An 18,409-nucleotide genomic window follows, 5' to 3' on the forward strand; every position below is an offset into this window, starting at 1 on the left:
CCGCCACCGGGACGGCGCCCGGGCGGCATGCATCGCCGCGGCCGGTCGCGCCGACCCGCGTCCGGCCGCCTCAGTTACGCGTCGCGTAGAAGGCGAGTGCGGAGGTGGCGGCCACGTTGAGCGAGTCCACTCCGGCGTCCATCGGGATGCGCACCCGTACGTCGGCGGTGGCCAGGGCCTGCGGGGTGAGGCCGTCGCCCTCGGTGCCGAACATCAGGGCCAGCCGGGGAGGACGCCGGGCGGCCAGCTCGTCCAGGGTGATCGACTGCTCGCCGAGGCAGAACGCGGCGGTGGTGAAACCCGCCTCGCGCAGGATGCCGACGTCCCCCGGCCAGGACCGCAGCCGGGTCCAGGGCAGTTGCAGGACCGCGCCCATGGAGACCTTGACGGCCCGGCGGTAGAGCGGGTCGGCGCAGCGGGGGGTGAGCAGCACCGCGTCGACGCCCAGGGCCGCCGCGTTGCGGAACGCCGCGCCGAGGTTGGCGTGGTCGACCAGGTCCTCGAACACGGCGATCCGCCGGGCGGGCAGCCCGTCCGGGTCGCACGCCCCCGCGAGCGCGGCGGTCCGCGAGGGGTCGGCGCGGCGGGCGGTCGCCAGCAGGTCGGCGACCTCCGGCAGCGGGGCCCGCTGCATGGACGCCAGCGCGCCCCGGTGCACGTGGTAGCCGGTGACCTGCTCGGCGAGGTCCGCGGCGACCAGGTGGACGGGCGCGTCCACCGAGGCGATGACGTCGTCCATCACGTCCGCCCACTTGGCCGTGAGCATCATCGACCGCATCCGGTAACCGGCTTGCAGGGCACGGCGGATGACCTTCTCGCCCTCGGCGATGAACAGTCCCTCGGCGGGTTCCCGGCGGCGCCGCAGCTGTACGTCGGTCAGCCCGGTGTAGTCGGCCAGCCGGGGGTCGGCGGGGTCCTCGACGGTGCGGGGTTCAGCCACAGCGTGCCACTGCCTTGTTGTCGTCGGTCGGTCCGGAGCGGGGGCGCCGCCCCGCCACCAGGGGGTCAGGAGTGCCGGGCGGGCGGCCCGACGTGGACGACGTCGCCGACGACGATGACCGCGGGCGGGCGCACGCCCTCCGCCGCGACGGTCTCGGCGACGGTCTCCAGGGTGGCGTCGACGCGCCGCTGCGCGCTGGTGGTGCCCTCCTGGATGACGGCGACCGGGGTCCGCGGGTCCCTGCCGTGTTCGATCAGCGTGGCCGCGATCGCCCCGGCGCGCTCGACGGCCATCAGCATCACCAGGGTGCCGCGCAGCCTGGCCAGGGCGGGCCAGTCGACGAGCGACGCCGGGTCGTCGGGTGCGGCATGGCCGCTGACCACGGTGAACTCGTGGGCTACGCCGCGGTGGGTGACGGGGATACCGGCGGCGCCGGGCACGCTGATGGAGCTGGAGATGCCGGGCACGACGGTCACCGGGATGCCGGCCTCGGTGAGCGCCTCGACCTCCTCCATACCGCGGCCGAAGACGTACGGGTCGCCGCCCTTGAGGCGCACGACGAGCTTGCCGGCCTTGGCGTGCTCCATCAGCGCGTCGTTGATGGCCTCCTGCGCCATGGCCCGCCCGTACGGGATCTTCGCCGCGTCGATCACCTCGACGTGCGGCGGCAGTTCGTCGAGCAGGTCGCGCGGGCCGAGGCGGTCGGCGATGACCACGTCGGCCTCGGCGAGCAGGCGGCGTCCGCGCACGGTGATCAGGTCCGGGTCACCGGGGCCGCCGCCGACCAGCGCGACGCCCGCGGTGCGGGACCGGTGCTGGCGGGCGGGCAGGCTGCCGTCGCGCAGACCCTCGATCACCGCGTCCCGCACGGCCGCCGAGCGGCGCGGGTCGCTTCCGGTCATGACCGCGACGGTCACGCCCTCGCTGCGGCCGGTGGCCGGGGTCCAGGCGGTGGCGGCCTCCGCGTCGTCGCTGCGCACGCACCACACCCGGCGGGCCTCGCCCTCGGCGGAGGCCGCGGTGTTGGCGTCGGGGTCACTGGTGGCGATCAGCGCGTACCAGGCCTCGGCGAGGTCGCCGTCGCGGTAGCCACGGCGCTCCCAGCGGATCTCGCCAGTGGAGGCCATGACCTCCACCGACGGGGTGGCCTCCGGTGAGATCAGCAGCACGTCCGCGCCCGCCGCCACCAGGGCGGGCAGCCGGCGCTGGGCGACGCTGCCGCCACCGAGCACCACGACACGACGGCCCTCCAGGCGCAGTCCTACGGGGTATGCGGGCATGTCCGGCATGGTGCAGCGGCTCCTCGGGCGGTGTTGCTGGGCCGCTGCGGCGGTGGAGCGGCGAATACGAGCACTGTAAGGGGCGTGGATCAGTTCTTCTCTGTGACGCCCGCCGCATCGAAGGTGGCCACCTCGTGCATGGCACGGGCCGCGCTCTGCACCACGGGCAGCGCGAGCAGGGCGCCCGTGCCCTCACCGAGCCGCAGGTCGAGGTCGACCAGGGGCCGCAGGCCCAGCTTCGTCAGGGCCGCCATGTGGCCGGGTTCGGCGCTGCGGTGGCCCGCGATGCAGGCGGCCAGCGCCTCCGGCGCGATGGCCCGCGCCACCAGGGCGGCGGCACCGGCGCTGACCCCGTCGAGGATGACAGGAGTGCGCAGGGACGCACCGCCCAGGATCAGCCCGACGAGAGCCGCGTGCTCCAGCCCGCCCACGGCGGCGAGCACGCCGAGCGGATCGGCCGGGTCCGGGCGGTGCAGCTCCAGCGCCCGGCGCACCACCTCGATCTTCCGGGCGTGCATCTCGTCGTTGACGCCGGTGCCGCGGCCGGTGACCTCGGCTGCGTCCACGCCGGTGAAGACGGAGATCAGCGCGGCTGAGACGGTCGTGTTGGCGATCCCCATCTCTCCGGTGAGGAGCACCTTGTTGCCGGCGGTGACCAGGTCGCGGGCGGTCTCGATGCCGACCTCGACGGCACGCAGGGCCTCCTCGCGGGTCAGTGCGGGACCGGCGGTGAAGTCGGCGGTGCCCGCCCGCACCTTGCGCGGCAGCAGACCCGGGGTGCTGGGCAGGTCGCCGGCGACACCGACGTCCACCACGCACACCTCCGCGCCCACCTGGTTGGCGAAGGCGTTGCAGACGGCCCCGCCGCCGAGGAAGTTGGCCACCATCTGCGCGGTGACCTCCTGCGGCCAGGCGGTGACGCCCTGGGCGTGCACGCCGTGGTCCCCGGCGAAGATCGCCACCGCGGCGGGCTCGGGGATCGGCGGCGGGCACTTGCGGGACAGGCCGCACAGCTGCGCGGAGATGATCTCCAGCATGCCCAGCGCGCCGGACGGCTTGGTCATGCGCTTCTGCCGCTCCCACGCCTCGCCGAGCGCCTTGGCGTCGAGCGGGCGGATGCCCTCCAGCGTCTCCGACAGCAGGTCGTGGGGTTCGGAGCCGGGCAGCACGCGGCGGCCGTAGGACTCCTCGTGCACGACCCAGGACAGCGGGCGGCGCTTGGACCAGCCCGACTGGACCAGTTCGGGCTCGTCGGGGAAGGCGTCGACATAACCGACGCAGAGGTAGGCGACCACTTCGAGGTGGTCGGGCAGGTCGAGTTCGCGGACCATCTCCCGCTCGTCGAAGAAGCTGACCCATCCCACGCCGAGGCCTTCGGCGCGGGCGGCGAGCCACAGGTTCTCCACGGCGAGCGCGGACGAGTAGGGCGCCATCTGCGGCTGGGTGTGGCGGCCGAGTGTGTGCCGGCCGCCACGGGTGGGGTCGGCGGTGACGACGATGTTGACCGGGGTGTCGAGAATGGCCTCGATCTTGAGTTCTCTGAACTGCTTCGCCCGGGCCTTCGGCAGCGACTTCGCGTACGCCTCCCGCTGGCGGGTGGCCAGCTCGTGCATCGCGCGCCGGGTGTCCTCGGACCGGATGATGACGAAGTCCCACGGCTGGGAGTGGCCGACGCTCGGAGCGGTGTGGGCCGCCTCGAGTACGCGCAGCAGCACCTCGTGCGGGATCGGGTCCGGCCGGAAGCCGTTGCGGATGTCGCGCCGCTCACGCATCACCCGGTGCAGGGCCTCGCGGTCGGCCTCGGAGTAGCCGGGGGCCGGCGGGCCCGTGGGAACGGGCCGGGGGGCGGACGGCGCCTCGTCGGGACCGGCCGCCTGGTCGGGGCCGGCCTGACCGTCCCCGTGCCCGGCTGCCGGGCGGGGGTCGTCCCCGGCGCGCGGGGCCGGCACGCTCTGCCCGCCGGGGGCGGGCCGGCTGTCCGGCGCGGCGTGCGGTGCGGGGACCGCGCCGCCCTCCGCGAGAGCGACGGCACCCGCCTGCTGGGCCTGCTCGGGGTGGTCGGGGGCGGCCGACGGCACACCCGCGGCCGGCGCGGGCGCCGGCTCCGGGTGCGTCTGGTCGGGGGCGGCGTGCGCGGCGACGGGCTCGCCGACCGGGTACAGGCCGGTGGGCTCCGCGCGCGGCATCGGTACCGCTTCAGCGGCGGGCGCCGGTGTCCGGCCGGCGTCCGGCCAACCGGTCGGATCGGCGGCGGGCACCTGCTCGGCGGAGGCCGGGGCGTCGGCGGGAGCGTGCCACACCTGCGGGGCGGGCTCGTCCAGGAACGCGGACGTGGACGTGCCGCCGGGGCGCGGCGCCTGCGGGGCGGGCTGCTCGGCGACGGGAACCGCCGGGGGCTGCTCGGCCTGCACGGGGGCGACCTGCTCGGGCGCGGCGGGAACGGGTTCGGCTTGAGCGGGCTCGGCTTGAGCGGGTTCGGGCGGCACGGACCCCTCCGGAGACGTCGGAACCTCGGTGCTCGGATCACCCTCGGCCAGCGGGGCAGCGGTGGGAGGCGTGTCCACCGGCGCGGTTCCCACGGCGGCGGCCACCTCAGCCGTATCAACCACCTCAGCCATCTCGGCCGCCTCCTGCTCGGGGTGGTCGGGGTGGTCGGGCTGTGCCTGGGCGTCGTCGGCCGGGAGGGCGTCCGCCTGGGCGGGGTGCGGCGCGTCCACAAGATCCGGACCGACGGTCTCGGGGGCGGGTGCCTCCGGGACAACGGCCTCGGGGGCGACGGGCTCCGCCGGTGCCTGGGGTTCCGGGGCGTCCGACGGGAGCGCGTCGACGGAGCGGGCCGGGTCTGCAGCGGGCTGTTCGGCCGCGTCCGGGTCAGCCGTTTCGGCGCTGCCGGACACGTCGGCCGCAGCGTCGGCGGGAGGCGGCACGGCGACCGGCGGCTGCGTCTGCTCGGCGGGCTCGGCCGGCTCCGTCACACCGGACGGCTCGGTCACCACGGCCGACTCGGTCACCACGGCCGACTCGGCATCCTGCGGGGTCTGGAGGTAGGCGTCGGCGGGTTCCGTCGCCGACACCGCGTGCTGCGGGGCCTCGGCTGTGGGCGGGGGCTGGTCCTGCGGCACCTCGTCGCCCTCGCCCGGAGTCCCGGGCTCTCCCTGCTCGGCTCCAGCCGCGGGCTCCTGCGACGGCACGGAATCGTCCGGGCCCAACGGCTCGGGCTGCGTTCCGTCGGGGACGGGCGGCTGCTCGGGAGCCGACGGGTCGCCCCCCTCGGCCGTCCCGGAGTCGGGCCCCACGGGCCCGGACTCGGCAGGCATCGGCTCGGCAGGCGCGGCCGGTTGCCCGGCGGGCGCGGGCTCGGCGTCCGCTGCGGGCTGCGGGGCGTCCCAGCCGCCGGGCTGCGGGGGCAGTTCACCGAGCTGCGGGCCGGGCAGTGGCTCCCCGGCGTGCGCGGTCGCCACGGCGGACGCCACCGACAGGGAGCGGTCGGCGGGCTCGGGCGCCGCGTCGAGGTACTCCGGCTGCGGGACCTGCTGCGGGTGGGGGGCCGGCATCGCGGCGCGGGCGGGGGCGGCGCTGCTCGGCCCGCGGTCGGCGAGCGAGCGCACCGCCTGGGACTGCGCGGGCACCGGCGGGCCCAGGTGCAGGGGGCGCCGCGGTGCGGCCGGGGGCTGCACCGGCGCGGCGGAGGGAGTGCGGACGGCGCCGAAGTCGAGCGACCCGGAGTCGCGGCCGTCGGTCTCGTGCGCCTCGGGCAGCCGCGTCTGCGGAGGGGTGGGCGGAACCGGCTGAGCGGAGCTCTCGGTCCAGGCGCCCCGGGCACCGGGCATCAGGAGCAGGTCGTCCTGGACGCCTCCGTGTCCGGTGGCGACGGGGTCCGCTGCGAGGTACTCGCCGGGAGCCGGAGCGTCCGGCTGCTCCTGCTGTCCGCCTGCGTTCCCCGGCTGTCCCTCGCCCGGGATCCGGCCGGTGTCAGTCATGCGTACCCCTCGCCCATCGGTGATGCTCCTTCCAACCCGGCGGGATCCACACACCCCCTGCAGGAGGACAACGAGCGTGCGCGGTGCGCGGCACGTGCCTCCGCCGGCGTCATCCGTACGTTGACGGGACACTGACGAACAAAACGTCAATCCCGGCTGACGGCACAACGATCCATCAGACTACCCGGCACGCCTCTGGACACCGGCCCAGGGTGCGTGACTGACCCCGGTTGGTCATGGTTCGTTCCACCGCAGATCACATACGACTGCCCGACAGCAGGAAAACGACGGCGCGCTCACGTTCGGTCCACTGCTCGGGGTCGAGGTCCACGGACTGGAGCAGCGCGCACTCGACGGCGTAGCCGCCGGCGGACAGCACCCGGCCGATCTCCTCGGCCTCGTCGCGGGTGGCGGCGTGGGTGACGATGCGTTCGGGCCGCCGGTCGGCGCAGGCCGCGACGGTGCGCAGGCCGCCCCCGCCGATCCGCACGACGTCGGGTTCGGGCAGGTCCTCCAGCACCTGCGGCGCGCCGCCGTGCACGACGTGCAGTTGCACGCCGAACTGGCGGGCCGCCGCGGTGGCGCGGGCGCAGGCGTCGGCGGTGCGGTCCACGGCGATGACCGCGGCCCCGAAACGGGCCGCTTCGGCCGCCGCGGCGCCGCTGCCGCAGCCGATGTCCCACACCAGGTCCCCCACCCGCGGCCCGAGGCGGGCCAGCTGGGCCGCTCGCAGGGTGGTCGACTCGCCCTCGGTGTCGTCCGCCGGCCGTGTTCCGTACTCGGCCGCGGGCAGAGCCCAGCCCCGCGGGCCTTCGGCCTCGGCCGGGGAGCGGCCGGCGAGCCAACCGCCGGCGCTCCCCTCACCGGCCGGGGTGCCGGAGCCGGGGCCGCCGACCACGATGACCACGTTCGGGTCGCGCCACCTGTGGTCGGCGACCCGGTCCGAGGTGAGCACCGTGGTGCGCTCCTGGGCGGTGCCCAGCGCCTCGCAGATGACGAAGGTGCGGTGCACCCCCTCCAGCAGCAGGGCCAGTTCGGTGGGTCCGGCGCCCGGCGCGGTGAGGACGGCGACCTTGGTGTGGGCCCGGCAGACGTTCACCGCGCGGCGCAGGGTGCGGCTGTGGGCGACGACGACGCGGGCGTCGTCCCAGGGCATGCCGGCGCGGGCGAAGGCGGCGGCGACCGAGGAGACGGCCGGTACGACCTCGACCTCGAGGCCGTGCTCGGGCGCCCGCAGGGTGCGGACGACCCCGAAGAAGCCGGGGTCGCCGTCCGCGAGGACCACGGCGCTGCCGCGGTGCTGGGCGATGCGGCGGGCGGCGAGCGGGAGGCTGCCCAGCCGGACCTGTTCGGCGGTGGGCGGCACCTCGGGCAGTGCCAGGTGGTGGGCGGCTCCGGCGACGAGGGTGGCGGCGCCGAGCGCTGCTCTGGCGGGGCCGGACACCGGGGAGCCGTCCCATCCGATCACGGTGACGCGGTCGGCCATCGGCGGGACTCTCCAGGGGGCGTCGCAGGTGGGGACGGCAGTGAGACTACCGGAGCTGCGGGGTGGGCGGCGCCATCCGCTGCGGCTGCGGGCGCCGCCCGCAACGGAGTTGGGGACGGCCGGGGCCGGCGGGCCGGGAGGGGCGGACGGGCCGGAACGGGCGGGCCGGTCAGGGCCGGTGTGGGCGGCCGGCGTACTGGGCGTAGGCGGTGTCGACGGGTTCCTCCTGGAACCCCTCCAGGTCCTCCGGGAGCAGTCCCCAGACGATGAGGTCGGTGCGGGTGTCCGTCCACTCGCCGCTCTCGGTACGGATTCGGGCTATCCAGGCGTTGCGCAGCACACCTTCGCTGATGCCGCCCACCTTCTGTGCGACCTGCTGGGCGGCGCTGTTGCCGGCGGCGGTGCGCAGTTCCAACCGCTCGAACCGGCGGTCCTCGAACAGCCAGCGGGCCACGGCGAGTACGGCCTCCGTGGCGTAGCCCTCGCCGCGGGCCCAGGGGGCGATGACATAGGCGATGCCGGTGGTACGCGAACGCCAGTCGGTGTCGCGGAGCTGGACCACGCCGACGAGCTGGCGGGTGAGGAAGTCGTCGACGGCGAAGACCACACCCCGGCCGCCGGCGCGCTCGGCCGGTGCCTGACGGAGGACGTAGTGCCGGGCGTCGGCCTCCGTGTAGGGGACGGGCGCGGCCGTCCAGGCGCTGACGTACTCGTCGTTCATCATCTCGACGAGCTCGGGGACGTCCGCTTCCTCGAACGGGCGCAGCACGAGGCGGTCCGTGCTGATCGAGATGTTCGGGAAGGTGGAAGTCATGTGCCGCTCCATGCCAACGGGGTCAAGAGCCCAGCATGCAGCATCGCAGGCCGGAACAGCAGCGCCGGGCCCCGATCGTGATCGGGGCCCGGCGCGGCCGCTGCTGACGGCGGGTCAGGACGCGGCGGGACCGGCGGCGGGCACCACGGAGCCGTCGTACTCCTTCTTGATGAAGGCGCGGACCTCGTCGGAGGTGAGGAGTTCGGCGAGCTTGCGCACGCGCGGGTCGTCGGTGTTGCCCTTCTTCACCGCGAGGAAGTTGGCGTAGGGGTTGCCGTCGGCCTCCTCCAGCGCCAGGGCGTCGTCGGCGGGCTTGAGGCCGGCCTCGATGGCGTAGTTGCCGTTGATCACGGCGGCGTCGACGTCGTCCAGCGAGCGGGGCACGGTGGCGGCCTCCAGCTCCTTGAACTCGAGCCCCTTGCGGTCCTTGATGTCGGACAGGGTGGCGCCGTCGCCGGTGCCCTCCTTGAGCTCGATCAGGCCGTGGGCGTCGAGCAGCTGGAGCGCGCGGCCCTCGTTGGTGGTGTCGTTGGGCAGGGCGACGGTCTGGCCTCGGCGGATGTCCTTGAGGGACGTGGCGGACTTGGAGTACAGCCCGAGCGGTTCCAGGTGCACGTCGGCCACGGGGACCACGTGGGTGCCGTTCTTCTTGTTGAAGTCGTCCAGGTAGGGCTTGTGCTGGAAGTAGTTGGCGTCGACCTCGCCGCTCTCGGTGGCGGTGTTGGGAAGGACGTAGTCGTTGAAGACCTTGACCTCCAGGTCCAGTCCCTCGTCCTCGGCCAGGTTGTCCCGGACGTACTCCAGGATCTTGGCGTGCGGGGTGGGTGAGGCCGCCACGGTCAGCGGCTTGCCGGCGCCCGAGGTGCTGCCGGCGGGGTCGGAGTCGGTGCCGCAGGCGGTGAGGCCCAGGGTGAGTGCGGCGGTGACGGCGACAGCGGTGGTGAGCTTGCGGGTGGTGCGCACGAAGAGTGCCTCTTTCCGGTGTGGTGGTGCTGCCCGACGAAGGGTTCGGGCGTCTTTTTCCTGGGGGTGGGTTCTGGGGCGGCGCCGGGGCAGCCGTCAGGCGCCGGCGCGCTCGCGCCGGTTGAGCAGGCGGACCGCGGCGTCGCCGAGGAGCTGCACGGCCGTGACGACCACGATGAGCACGCCGACGGTGGCCAGCATCAGGCCGGTCTCGAAGCGCTGGTAGCCGTAGGTGAGGGCCAGGTTGCCCAGTCCGCCGCCGCCGACGGCTCCGGCCATCGCGGAGTAGCCGACGAGCACGATGACGGTGGTGGTGAGACCGGCGACGAGCGAGGGGAGGGACTGCGGCAGCAGCGCCTTGAAGACGACCGTGCCGGTGCCGCCACCCATGGCCTGGACGGCTTCGACCAGGCCATGGTCGACCTCGCGGACCGCGGTCTCCACCAGGCGGGCGAAGAACGGGATGGCGCCGATGGCCAGCGGCACGATGGCCGCGGTGGGCCCGATGAACGTGCCGACCACCAGCCGGGTGAAGGGGATCAGAGCGACCAGCAGGATGATGAACGGCAGCGAGCGTCCGACGTTCACGACGGCGCCGACGACCTTGTTGACGGCCCTGTTCTGCAGCATGCCGCCGCGGTCGGTGAGGACCAGCAGCAGCCCCAGCGGGAGGCCGCCGAGGGCGGCGACGAGCGCGGACCAGCCGACCATGTACAGCGTGTCGATGCTGCCCTGGACCAGCAGCGGCTGCATGTCCTGCCAGGTCATGCGGCACCTTCCTTGAGCAGGGCGCCGGCGGCGGGCGCGTCGGTGGTGGCGAGGGAGAGGATGTCGACGGTCAGGCCCTGCTCGCGCAGGTAGCCGATGGGCACGACGTTGTCCTCGAAGCTGCCGGGCAGTTCGATGCGCATCCGGCCGATCTGCCGGCCCGCCACGGTGTCCATGGCGGCGCCGAGGATCGAGACGTCCACCTGGTAGGAGCGGGCGAGCTGGGAGATGACCGGCTGTGCGGCGGTGCCGCCGTGGAAGGTGACGTCCAGGACGGTCCGGCCGGGCGCGGAGGGTGTGCCGCCGACCGGGAACAGTTCGGCGGCGAGTTCCGAGCCAGGGGTGGCGAGCAGGTCGGTGACGGTGCCGGACTCCACCAGGCGTCCGGCGCGCATCAGCGCGGCGGAGTCGCAGACCGACTTCACCACGTCCATCTCGTGCGTGATGAGCAGCACGGTGAGGCCGAGGTGCTGGTTGAGATCGCGCAGGAGCTGCAGCACCGAGCGGGTGGTCTCCGGGTCGAGGGCGGACGTCGCCTCGTCGGACAGCAGCACCTTGGGGTCGCCGGCGAGTGCGCGGGCGATGCCCACGCGCTGCTTCTGGCCGCCGGACAACTGCGCGGGATGGCTGCGGGCCTTCTCGGCGAGGCCGACCAGGTCCAGCAGCTCCAGTGCCTTGCGGCTGCGTTCGCGGCGGGTGAGGCCGAGGATCTCCAGCGGCAGTTCGACGTTGCCCTGCACGGTGCGTGAGGACAGCAGGTTGAAGTGCTGGAAGACCATGCCGATCCGGCTGCGCGCCTCGCGCAGCGCGCGGCTCGGGCGGCGTCCCCGCCCGGCGAGCGCGGTGAGGTCGAGGCCGTCGACGGTGACGGTGCCTGAGGTGGGCTGTTCGAGGAGGTTCACGCAGCGGATGAGGGAGGACTTGCCGGCGCCGCTCTGTCCGATGACGCCGAACACCTCGCCCTCGCGGACGTGCAGGTCGACGCCGTCCAGCGCGGTGACGTGGCGGTTGCTGCCACGGGCGCGGTAGACCTTGGTCAGGTCCGTGGTGGTGATCACTGGGGTCTTTTCCGTCACTGTCGAGTGCGCGGTGCTCGGGTGGGCACCGGACACGGGGCATGTCGTGGCGTGGAGCGGGGGCAGGCCGGACCGCGGGGTCGGCGGTGGCTGCGGGGGTGAGCGGGCGCGGACGCGCGGCTCACGGGTGCTCGCTTCGGGGCGCGAGACCGCTCAGGCAGGGGCCCTCAGCGGGCGCACATTCGACACAGGCAGCCGGCACCGGGCGCGAAGGGCGCCTCGGTCGCTGGGATGCGGCTGCTCGATGCGGTCATGCGATCAGTAAAGCAGAGCGGAACCCCGACGTCTCACGAAGGGAGACGTTCGTCCGCATGCTGGATGGCACCCCGGCCGGACACGGCTTCGCCGGGCCGGGCCGCGAGTGTGATGCCGACCGCTGTGACCTGCACGGACAGCGCCGACAGGTCCGGCACGACGAGGTCAGCCGACAGCTCCTCGGCCCGGTGTGTTGTGGTCAAGGCCACGGTCCGCATACCGGCGGCACGGCCCGCCGCGAGTCCGGCGGGCGCGTCCTCCAGGACCACGCACCGCTCCGGCGCGACCCCGAGTCGGGCTGCGGCCAGCAGGAACGGTTCCGGGTCCGGCTTGCCGCGGGTGACGTCGTCCGCGGCGACCACCAGCGGCGCGTCGACGCCGGCCGCCCGTAGGCGGGCCTCGCCGAGCCGGCGGGTCGCCGAGGTGACGACGGCCCAGCGCTGCCGCGGCAGCAGGGCGAGTAGCCCGGCGGTGTCCGGCAGCGGGACCACCCCGCCGGGCAGGTCGTCGAACTCCAGTTGGTGGATGCGCGCCAACCCGGCCGCCCGACGCGGCGGCGGGAGCAGGTCGGCGACGATCTCGGCCGCCGTCCTGCCGTGCCGTGGCACGGCGGCGAACTCGGACGCGGGCACGCCGCACTCGGCCGCCCACCGGTTCCAGCAGCGCTCCACCGAAGCGATGGAGGACACCAGCGTCCCGTCGTTGTCGAACAGCAGCGCGTCAGCGGTGATCCCCATGGCGGTCCAGGCTACGCGGCGCCGCGAGGGTTCCGGCAGGGCGCCTTCCCGGCCGGGGGCCACCAGGGGCGGGCGGGTGCCGCCGCAGTAAAGTCACCCGCATGTTCACCCCGCTGACCATCGCGGTGGCCGTGGCCGCCCTCGCCCTGGCCGCCTGGTGCGGCCATGCGGCCTACCGGGACCAGCCGACCAAGGACTGGCACTTCGCCGGCATGCTCGTGGTCACCGTGCTGGCCCTGGCCCAGCTGGTGGTCGGCATCGTGCGGGTGGCCTCCGGGGCCGAGCCCGCGGACGGTTCGGTGATCTTCTTCTCGTACCTGGTCGGCGCGGCGGCGGCGGTGCCGGCGGTCGGCTTCCTGTCGCTGGCCGAGCGCACCCGCTGGGGTTCCGCGACGGTCGCGGCGGGCGCCGTGGTCCTCGCGGTGCTCCAGGTGCGGCTGCACGACATCTGGGGAGGCGGCGGTGCGTGACCTGCGCGCGGGAACGGCGTCCGGCACCGGTATCGGCACCGGTCCCGGCCGACTGCTGGTGGTGCTCTACGCGGTGTTCACCATCGGCGCGGCGTCCCGGTCGGCGTACCAGCTGTCCACCCGCTTCCACGAGGCGCCGCTGGCGTACCTGCTGTCGGCGGCGGCGGCACTGGTCTACGGCTTCATCACCGTCGCCCTGGTCCGCGGCGGCGAGGGCGCCCGGCGGGCGGCGTTCGCCTGCTGCGTGGCCGAGCTGACCGGGGTGCTGGCGGTCGGTACGTGGACGGTGCTGGACCCGTCGGCGTTCCCCGACTCCACCGTGTGGTCCGACTACGGGCGCGGCTACCTGTTCCTGCCGCTCGTGCTGCCCGTCACCGGGCTGTACTGGCTGCGCCGGTCCCGGTCCGCCTGACGGCGGGCGCCGGGACCGGCGGGGCGGGCCTTCAGGCGCTGGCCACGTAGGCGTGCGCCACGGCTTCCTTCTCCAGCGTGATCACGCTCAGTTTCGGCGACACGCGCTCGGTGGTGGCGGGCACGTAGCCGCAGCGCCGGTAGAGCCGCAGGTTGCCGTCGCTGCGGTGGCCGGTGAAGAGGCGGAACCGGGCGGCGCCCTGCTCCCGTGCGAGCCGGGTCTCCAGCGAGGCGAGCAGCCGGCCGCCCAGGCCGTGCCGCTGCATCCGGGGGTGCACGATCAGCTTGCCGATGTGCCCGGTGCCGTCCGCGTCGACGACCCCGCGTACCGAACCCACGACCTCGTCGCCCAGCCGGGCCACCAGTACGTGGCCGCCGGACAGTTCCCGGCGCAGCTCGTCGAGGGTCTGGGTGAGCGGCTCGATCCGGTAGTCGCCGTACAGCTCGGCCTCGGACTGGTAGCACAGGTACTGAAGCTTCAGGATCTGCTCGGCGTCGTTCTCGGTCGCCGCAGAGATGGTCACACTCATGCCCATGTGCGCACGCCTCTCCCTTTTTCTGTTGCGCCCGTCCGCGCCGGGGTACGAGGGTCGCGCGGCAGCGGGCTGTCTGCCCTGGTGACGCCGGTTGTCTATCGCACCTTTCCCCCGGGTGGGGGGATTCCAACCTCCGCCACGAGCATTCTGCGCAGACATCCCAGGCAACGGGAACGCAACGGCCCCAGACTGCCCTGTGAGATACCCAACTCACCTGCGATTTCGCGGTAGGTGAGGTCTCTGGGTGACAGCATCGCAGCGAGCAGCCGCGGGCAGCGTCCCGGCAGCCGGGGGATGGCCTCGCGCACGGCCCGACTGCGCTCGGCCGCCAGGAAGCGCCGTTCCGCGCTGGGCCCGGGTTCGCCTGCCAGTTCGGCGGCCGACGGGTCGTGGGCGATCTCGCGGTGGGCCCGGGTGCCCAGGTGCCGCGCCTCGGTCCGCACGGCCTCGCTCAGCCAGCCTTCGGGTTCCGGTGGCGCCCCGGCCGTGCGGGTGTGCTCCAGCCACCGCAGCCACACCGCCTGTTCGAGGTCGGCCGGGTCCGCGCAGGCTTCCGCCGCCTCGGTGGCGCACCGGGCGGTGAGCAGCGGCCTGAGCCGTTCGGGTACGTCCATGCCCGGCGGGACGCGCACGTCCCGCCGGGCGGTTTCGGCTGTGGCGGCGGATCACCCGCGCGAGCGACGGAAGTCCTCCGCGGCGAGCAGCGCGGTGTCGGGGTGGTCGGAGAAGACGGCGTCGATGCCCGTGCGGTAGTAGGCGCGGTACGCGCCGAACGCGTCCCCGAAGCCTTGCGGGTCGTCACCGCGCCGGAAGTCGGCGGGTAGGAAGGCGTTCTCGTTGCGCATCGTGTAGGGGTGCAGCACCAGGCCGCGGGCGTGGGCGTCGCGCACCAGCGAGGTGGGGCGGCCCAGCCGTCCTGCGGCGTCCCGCGGGATGACGAGGTCCAGGGTGGGGCCGATGCCGCGGGCGAACGAGGCGATCCACCTGAGTCCGGCGGGCGTCACCAGGTCCGCGACCGTGCGCGGGTCTCCGGATCGGGTGAAGTCCCACGGCCGGGACGAGGCCGCGCCCAGCAGCACCACGCCGGGGGTGTCGACGAGCCGGGCCAGCCGCTGGATACTGCTGGGCTCGAAGGACTGCACGAAGACCGGGCTGGTCCGGCGGTCCAGGCCCGCGCGGCGCAGCAGCCGGGCGAGCGGCTCCTCAAGGCCGAGGCCCAGGTCGCGGAAGTAGGTGGGGTGCTTGGTCTCGGCGTGCAGCCAGACCGTCCGCCCGCGGCGGCGACCCTCCTTGCGCGCCCAGTCCAGCACCTCCTGGAAGGACGGAATCGTCCAGCGGCCGTCGTAGAGCGTGTTCTGCTGCCGCAGTTCCGGAATGCGCTCGACCGCCCGCAGCGTCTTCAGTTCGGCGAGCGTGAAGTCCTCGGTGAACCATCCGGTGTAGGCGCGTCCGTCGACCGTGCGGGTGGTGCGGCGGCCGGCGAACTCGGGGTGGTCGGCGACGTCGGTGGTCGAGGTGATGTCGTTCTCATGGCGGCACACCAGGTGGCCGTCGCGGGTGGGCACCAGGTCCTGCTCGATGATGTCGGCGCCCATGTCCAGGGCGAGGTCGTAGGCGCCGAGGGTGTGCTCGGGCCGGTAGCCGCTGGCCCCCCGGTGGGCGACCACCGCGGGTACCGGCAGTCGGCGCCTGCCGGTGGAGGACGCTTCCCGGGCGGCGGTGGCCGCCTGTGCGGCGGGTGCCGCCGCCAGTGCCGCCGCGCCGGCCCCGAGCGCCGCCGCGCCCAGTACCGCCCGCCGTCCCGGTCCCTGCTCCTGCGCCATCTGGTTCTCCCTGCTGCTCGGTTGGGCGCGCGCCCGCCTCGACGACAACGGGCTGAAGCGTAGGGGCGCGGACCTGGCCGGCGGGAGACGTCGGGCGGAACACGGCGGAAACACACGCCGACTAGGGTGATCACACGGGGTGGCGCCCCGTGCCCGGCGCGTGGCGCGAGCGGACCCGCGAGTATCGTCCCTGTCCGTGCGACCGCGCACCCACCACCCACTACCGGAGGCCGGAACCCGTGACGACCCGTTTCCTGCTGATCAAGGCGCTGCTCGGCTCGCTGCTGCGGGTGCTGTTCCGTCCGCAGGTGGAGGGCGCGGAGCGGATCCCCGGTTCGGGCGCGGTGATCCTGGCCGGAAACCACCTCACCTTCATCGACTCGATGATCCTGCCCCTGGTGAGCCGGCGGCAGGTGTTCTTCATCGGCAAGGACGAGTACGTGACCGGGACCGGTCTCAAGGGCCGGCTGATGGCCTGGTTCTTCACCGGCGTCGGCATGATCCCGGTCGACCGGGACGGCGCCAGGGGTGGTGTGGCCGCGCTGATGACCGGGCGCCGTGTGCTGGACGAGGGCCGCGTGTTCGGCATCTACCCGGAGGGCACCCGCTCCCCCGACGGCCGGCTGTACCGCGGGCGGACGGGCATCGCCCGGCTGGCGCTGATGACGGGTGCGCCGGTGGTGCCGTTCGCGATGATCGGCACGGACCGGGTGCAGCCGGGCGGCAGCGGCCTGCCGCGGCTGCGCGGCGGACGGATCCGGGTGCGCTTCGGCGAGCCGCTGGACTTCTCCCGCTACGAGGGCATGGACCGCGACCGCTACGTGCTGCGCGCCGTCACCGACGAGGTGATGAGCGAGGTCATGCGGCTCTCGGGCCAGGAGTACGTGGACATGTACGCCACCAAGGCGAAGGCGGCCTGACCGCCCGCCACCTGGCCGGCCTTTTCGACAGCCGTGTCACGGCGTTCAACGGTTGCGTCACGGATGACACCGCTTCCGGCCCTTCTTTGGGAAGACTTGCCCCGAATCGACCGTCCGGCTACTGGACAGCAGGCCCTGGGCCGTGCTTGGCGACCGTTAGAGTCACGGCCCATGCGATATACACGAACCCTCACAGCCGTGCTGGCCGCCGGTCTGCTCACCGTCGGCTGCGGCAGTTCCGACAGCGGCGACGGCAAGGACGACAAGAACGCGTCCCCCGCGGCCGGTTCGAGCGCACCCGCGAACGAGCCCGCGCAGGACGACGACGCCTTCGAGGGCGAGCAGCTGCCGTCCCCGGTCGAGTCCCCCGCCGAGGAGCCGGTCCGCAGCGCTCCGAGCATCAGCCCCTCACCGGACCGCAGCGCCACCATCACCGACAAGGTGGTCTACGAACTCCAGCAGCGCACCGTGCAGATGGCCGGCGTGCTGAAGGACACCACCGGCACCTGCGCGGGCGGTGAGCTGACCATGAAGGCCGGCGCCACGACCGAGTGCAAGGTCACCTACGACGGTGTCGACGTGCCCTGGGACGTCACGATCGGTGACAACTACAAGGAGGGCTCGTTCGTCGTCAGCTACCGGGTCGCGCCCAAGAAGGCGCTGCTGGTCGGCGAGGGCGTGAAGGCCGCGTTCTGGACCCAGCAGTCCTCCACCAGCGACGACCTGCGCTGCGATGACCTGCCCAAGGCCGAACTGGTCGAGGTCGACCAGGACTCCGGCTACAAGTGCCAGTACCTGATCAAGCGGGACGGCGGCCCGGACGAGTACAGCGACCGGGTCGTGAAGATCGGCGAGCGCCGCATCTCCTTCGACCTGCCGTAGGTTCCCGTCCGCGCCGCCTCGCGGTTTGCCCGCTCGCTGCGGGCACCCGCGAGGCGGGGCTCAGCCGGCGGCGGGGGGCCGGTCAGTGCCAGGGCAGGGTGGCGCGGTGCCGCCAGTACGCGGACGGCTGCTCGGTCAGTCCACCGAGTGAGGCCGTGCGCTTCTCGTCGTCGGCGCTCCCGGTCAGCTCCGCGGCGCGCAGGTTGGAGGAGAGCTGCGCGGTGGTGGCCGCGCCGGAGAGCACCACCGAGACCCAGGGCTCGCGCAGCACCGCGGCGAGCGCCACCGCGTCGCAACCCGTCCCGGCCTGCTCGGCGACGCGGCGCAGGGCGGTCGGCGCGGCCGGGCCGGCCAGGCGGCCGTTGGCGAGCGCCTCCTTCACGACGACCAGGAGCCCTGCCCGGTGCGCCTCGGACAGGGCAGGCCCGGCGGAGGTCTCCAGCAGGTTGAAGGTGGACTGGACGGCGGCGAACAGCGGGCGGCCCTCGACCTCGACGTCCAGCGCGGCCCGGATCGTGTCGGCCTGCCGGGGGCCGCTGGTGGAGAAGCCGATCGCGATGCCGCGCTCACCGAGCGCGGCCAGCCGCTCGTGCAGCGCCCGGTCGGTGAGTGCCGGGCTCTCCGGGGTGAGGGAGTGGATCTGGTAGAGGTCGAGGCGGTCGCCGAGCAGCTGACCGGTCTCCGCCGTCTGCCGGTCGAAGGTGCCTGGCGTGTGGTCCTTCACCTCGTGGACCTCGGCGTCCACCGCCCAGCCCGCGGTGTACGTGTAGCCCCACTTGCTGCCCACCGCGGTGTCCGCGGCCTCGGGCCTGGCCCGCAGCCACTCGGCGAGGAACTCCTCGGCCAGCCCGTAGGAGCGGGCCGTGTCGACGTACCGCACGCCCGCGGCGTGCGCGGCGTCCAGCAGCTCGTGGGTGCGGGCCCGCAGGACGTCGACCGTGCGGTCGGCCGGGAGATCCCGGTCGCGGCCGAGGTTCAGGTAACCGGGCCGGCCGACGGCGGCGAGGCCCAGCCCGATGCGGGCGGTGGTCGACAGGGCGCCGGCGAGGCGGTCAAGAGACAAGGGGG

Annotated in this window: 16 protein-coding genes and 1 pseudogene; 4 read left to right on the forward strand and 13 right to left on the reverse strand. The window is 74.1% G+C overall.

The window, feature by feature from the left end:
- Nucleotides 1–70: 70 nt before the first annotated feature.
- From QNO07_RS08450 to QNO07_RS08490, 9 genes are all read right to left on the reverse strand, one after another.
- Nucleotides 71–940 (reverse strand): TrmH family RNA methyltransferase, encoded by an 870-nt coding sequence (locus tag QNO07_RS08450; protein ID WP_283991053.1) that lies wholly within the window; start codon nucleotides 938–940, stop codon nucleotides 71–73.
- A gap of 65 nt (nucleotides 941–1,005) precedes the next feature.
- Entirely contained in the window at nucleotides 1,006–2,229 is a 1,224-nt protein-coding gene (gene cobA, locus QNO07_RS08455) for a uroporphyrinogen-III C-methyltransferase (RefSeq protein ID WP_283991054.1), read from the reverse strand.
- Nucleotides 2,230–2,309: 80 nt separating this feature from the next.
- Nucleotides 2,310–6,200 carry a nicotinate-nucleotide--dimethylbenzimidazole phosphoribosyltransferase gene (cobT, locus tag QNO07_RS08460; protein ID WP_283991055.1) on the reverse strand — a complete coding sequence of 1,297 codons (3,891 nt, stop codon included), beginning with the start codon at nucleotides 6,198–6,200 and terminating at the stop codon, nucleotides 2,310–2,312.
- A 256-nt stretch (nucleotides 6,201–6,456) separates the two neighbouring features.
- A complete protein-coding gene (gene cbiE / locus QNO07_RS08465; protein WP_283991056.1) occupies nucleotides 6,457–7,686 on the reverse strand; it encodes a precorrin-6y C5,15-methyltransferase (decarboxylating) subunit CbiE in 1,230 nt (409 codons plus the stop codon).
- 169 nt (nucleotides 7,687–7,855) lie between these two features.
- Nucleotides 7,856–8,500, reverse strand: a complete 645-nt coding sequence (locus tag QNO07_RS08470) for a GNAT family N-acetyltransferase (protein ID WP_283991057.1) — start codon at nucleotides 8,498–8,500, stop codon at nucleotides 7,856–7,858.
- A 114-nt stretch (nucleotides 8,501–8,614) separates the two neighbouring features.
- The gene (locus QNO07_RS08475) at nucleotides 8,615–9,463 is read right to left on the reverse strand and encodes a MetQ/NlpA family ABC transporter substrate-binding protein (RefSeq protein ID WP_283991058.1); all 849 of its coding nucleotides are present in this window, start codon (nucleotides 9,461–9,463) and stop codon (nucleotides 8,615–8,617) included.
- A 96-nt stretch (nucleotides 9,464–9,559) separates the two neighbouring features.
- Complete coding sequence (locus QNO07_RS08480) at nucleotides 9,560–10,231, reverse strand: methionine ABC transporter permease (RefSeq protein WP_283991059.1); 672 nt, start codon at nucleotides 10,229–10,231, stop codon at nucleotides 9,560–9,562.
- Nucleotides 10,228–11,289, reverse strand: coding sequence for a methionine ABC transporter ATP-binding protein (locus QNO07_RS08485; RefSeq protein WP_283991060.1), 1,062 nt, complete (start codon nucleotides 11,287–11,289; stop codon nucleotides 10,228–10,230). Before QNO07_RS08485 ends, QNO07_RS08480 begins: the two co-directional genes overlap by 4 nt.
- Before the next feature lie 305 nt (nucleotides 11,290–11,594).
- The gene (locus tag QNO07_RS08490) at nucleotides 11,595–12,299 is read right to left on the reverse strand and encodes an HAD-IA family hydrolase (protein WP_283991061.1); all 705 of its coding nucleotides are present in this window, start codon (nucleotides 12,297–12,299) and stop codon (nucleotides 11,595–11,597) included.
- Between the two features lie 101 nt (nucleotides 12,300–12,400).
- On the opposite strand from QNO07_RS08490, the gene QNO07_RS08495 reads away from it, so the two are divergent.
- On the forward strand, nucleotides 12,401–12,769 hold the full coding sequence (locus QNO07_RS08495; RefSeq protein ID WP_283991062.1) for a hypothetical protein: 369 nt from the start codon (nucleotides 12,401–12,403) through the stop codon (nucleotides 12,767–12,769).
- Entirely contained in the window at nucleotides 12,762–13,181 is a 420-nt protein-coding gene (locus QNO07_RS08500; protein WP_283991063.1) for a hypothetical protein, read from the forward strand. The genes QNO07_RS08495 and QNO07_RS08500 overlap by 8 nt, the downstream gene beginning before the upstream one ends.
- Before the next feature lie 31 nt (nucleotides 13,182–13,212).
- Here QNO07_RS08500 and QNO07_RS08505 read toward each other — a convergent pair.
- From QNO07_RS08505 to QNO07_RS08515, 3 genes and pseudogenes are all read right to left on the reverse strand, one after another.
- Nucleotides 13,213–13,743 (reverse strand): annotated as a pseudogene (locus tag QNO07_RS08505) (GNAT family N-acetyltransferase); the annotation flags it as partial.
- 68 nt (nucleotides 13,744–13,811) lie between these two features.
- Nucleotides 13,812–14,330 carry an RNA polymerase sigma factor gene (locus tag QNO07_RS08510; protein WP_283991064.1) on the reverse strand — a complete coding sequence of 173 codons (519 nt, stop codon included), beginning with the start codon at nucleotides 14,328–14,330 and terminating at the stop codon, nucleotides 13,812–13,814.
- Between the two features lie 51 nt (nucleotides 14,331–14,381).
- A complete protein-coding gene (locus tag QNO07_RS08515; RefSeq protein ID WP_283991065.1) occupies nucleotides 14,382–15,539 on the reverse strand; it encodes a glycerophosphodiester phosphodiesterase in 1,158 nt (385 codons plus the stop codon).
- A 239-nt stretch (nucleotides 15,540–15,778) separates the two neighbouring features.
- Between QNO07_RS08515 and QNO07_RS08520 the strand changes: the two genes are divergently transcribed.
- Together QNO07_RS08520 and QNO07_RS08525 are read left to right on the forward strand one after the other, a co-directional pair.
- Complete coding sequence (locus tag QNO07_RS08520) at nucleotides 15,779–16,459, forward strand: lysophospholipid acyltransferase family protein (RefSeq protein WP_283991066.1); 681 nt, start codon at nucleotides 15,779–15,781, stop codon at nucleotides 16,457–16,459.
- A gap of 171 nt (nucleotides 16,460–16,630) precedes the next feature.
- Nucleotides 16,631–17,341: a dihydrolipoyllysine-residue succinyltransferase component of 2-oxoglutarate dehydrogenase complex gene (locus QNO07_RS08525; RefSeq protein ID WP_283991067.1), complete on the forward strand. Its 711-nt coding sequence runs from the start codon at nucleotides 16,631–16,633 to the stop codon at nucleotides 17,339–17,341.
- A gap of 82 nt (nucleotides 17,342–17,423) precedes the next feature.
- Here the strand turns inward: QNO07_RS08525 and QNO07_RS08530 are convergent, their stop codons facing one another.
- Nucleotides 17,424–18,404: an aldo/keto reductase gene (locus QNO07_RS08530; protein WP_283991068.1), complete on the reverse strand. Its 981-nt coding sequence runs from the start codon at nucleotides 18,402–18,404 to the stop codon at nucleotides 17,424–17,426.
- Between the last annotated feature and the right edge of the window lie 5 nt (nucleotides 18,405–18,409).

The sequence above is a fragment of the Streptomyces sp. 549 genome, from assembly GCF_030124175.1.
Lineage (GTDB): Bacteria > Actinomycetota > Actinomycetes > Streptomycetales > Streptomycetaceae > Streptomyces.

Coding starts and splice junctions, on each gene's coding strand:
- QNO07_RS08515 (WP_283991065.1), bottom strand. CDS start 15,539: ATGGCGCAGGAGCAGGGACCGGGACGGCGGGCGGTACTGGGCGCGGCG.
- QNO07_RS08525 (WP_283991067.1), top strand. CDS start 16,631: ATGCGATATACACGAACCCTCACAGCCGTGCTGGCCGCCGGTCTGCTC.
- cobA (WP_283991054.1), bottom strand. CDS start 2,229: ATGCCGGACATGCCCGCATACCCCGTAGGACTGCGCCTGGAGGGCCGT.
- cobT (WP_283991055.1), bottom strand. CDS start 6,200: ATGACTGACACCGGCCGGATCCCGGGCGAGGGACAGCCGGGGAACGCA.
- QNO07_RS08470 (WP_283991057.1), bottom strand. CDS start 8,500: ATGACTTCCACCTTCCCGAACATCTCGATCAGCACGGACCGCCTCGTG.
- QNO07_RS08480 (WP_283991059.1), bottom strand. CDS start 10,231: ATGACCTGGCAGGACATGCAGCCGCTGCTGGTCCAGGGCAGCATCGAC.
- QNO07_RS08490 (WP_283991061.1), bottom strand. CDS start 12,299: ATGGGGATCACCGCTGACGCGCTGCTGTTCGACAACGACGGGACGCTG.
- QNO07_RS08495 (WP_283991062.1), top strand. CDS start 12,401: ATGTTCACCCCGCTGACCATCGCGGTGGCCGTGGCCGCCCTCGCCCTG.
- cbiE (WP_283991056.1), bottom strand. CDS start 7,686: ATGGCCGACCGCGTCACCGTGATCGGATGGGACGGCTCCCCGGTGTCC.
- QNO07_RS08510 (WP_283991064.1), bottom strand. CDS start 14,330: ATGGACGTACCCGAACGGCTCAGGCCGCTGCTCACCGCCCGGTGCGCC.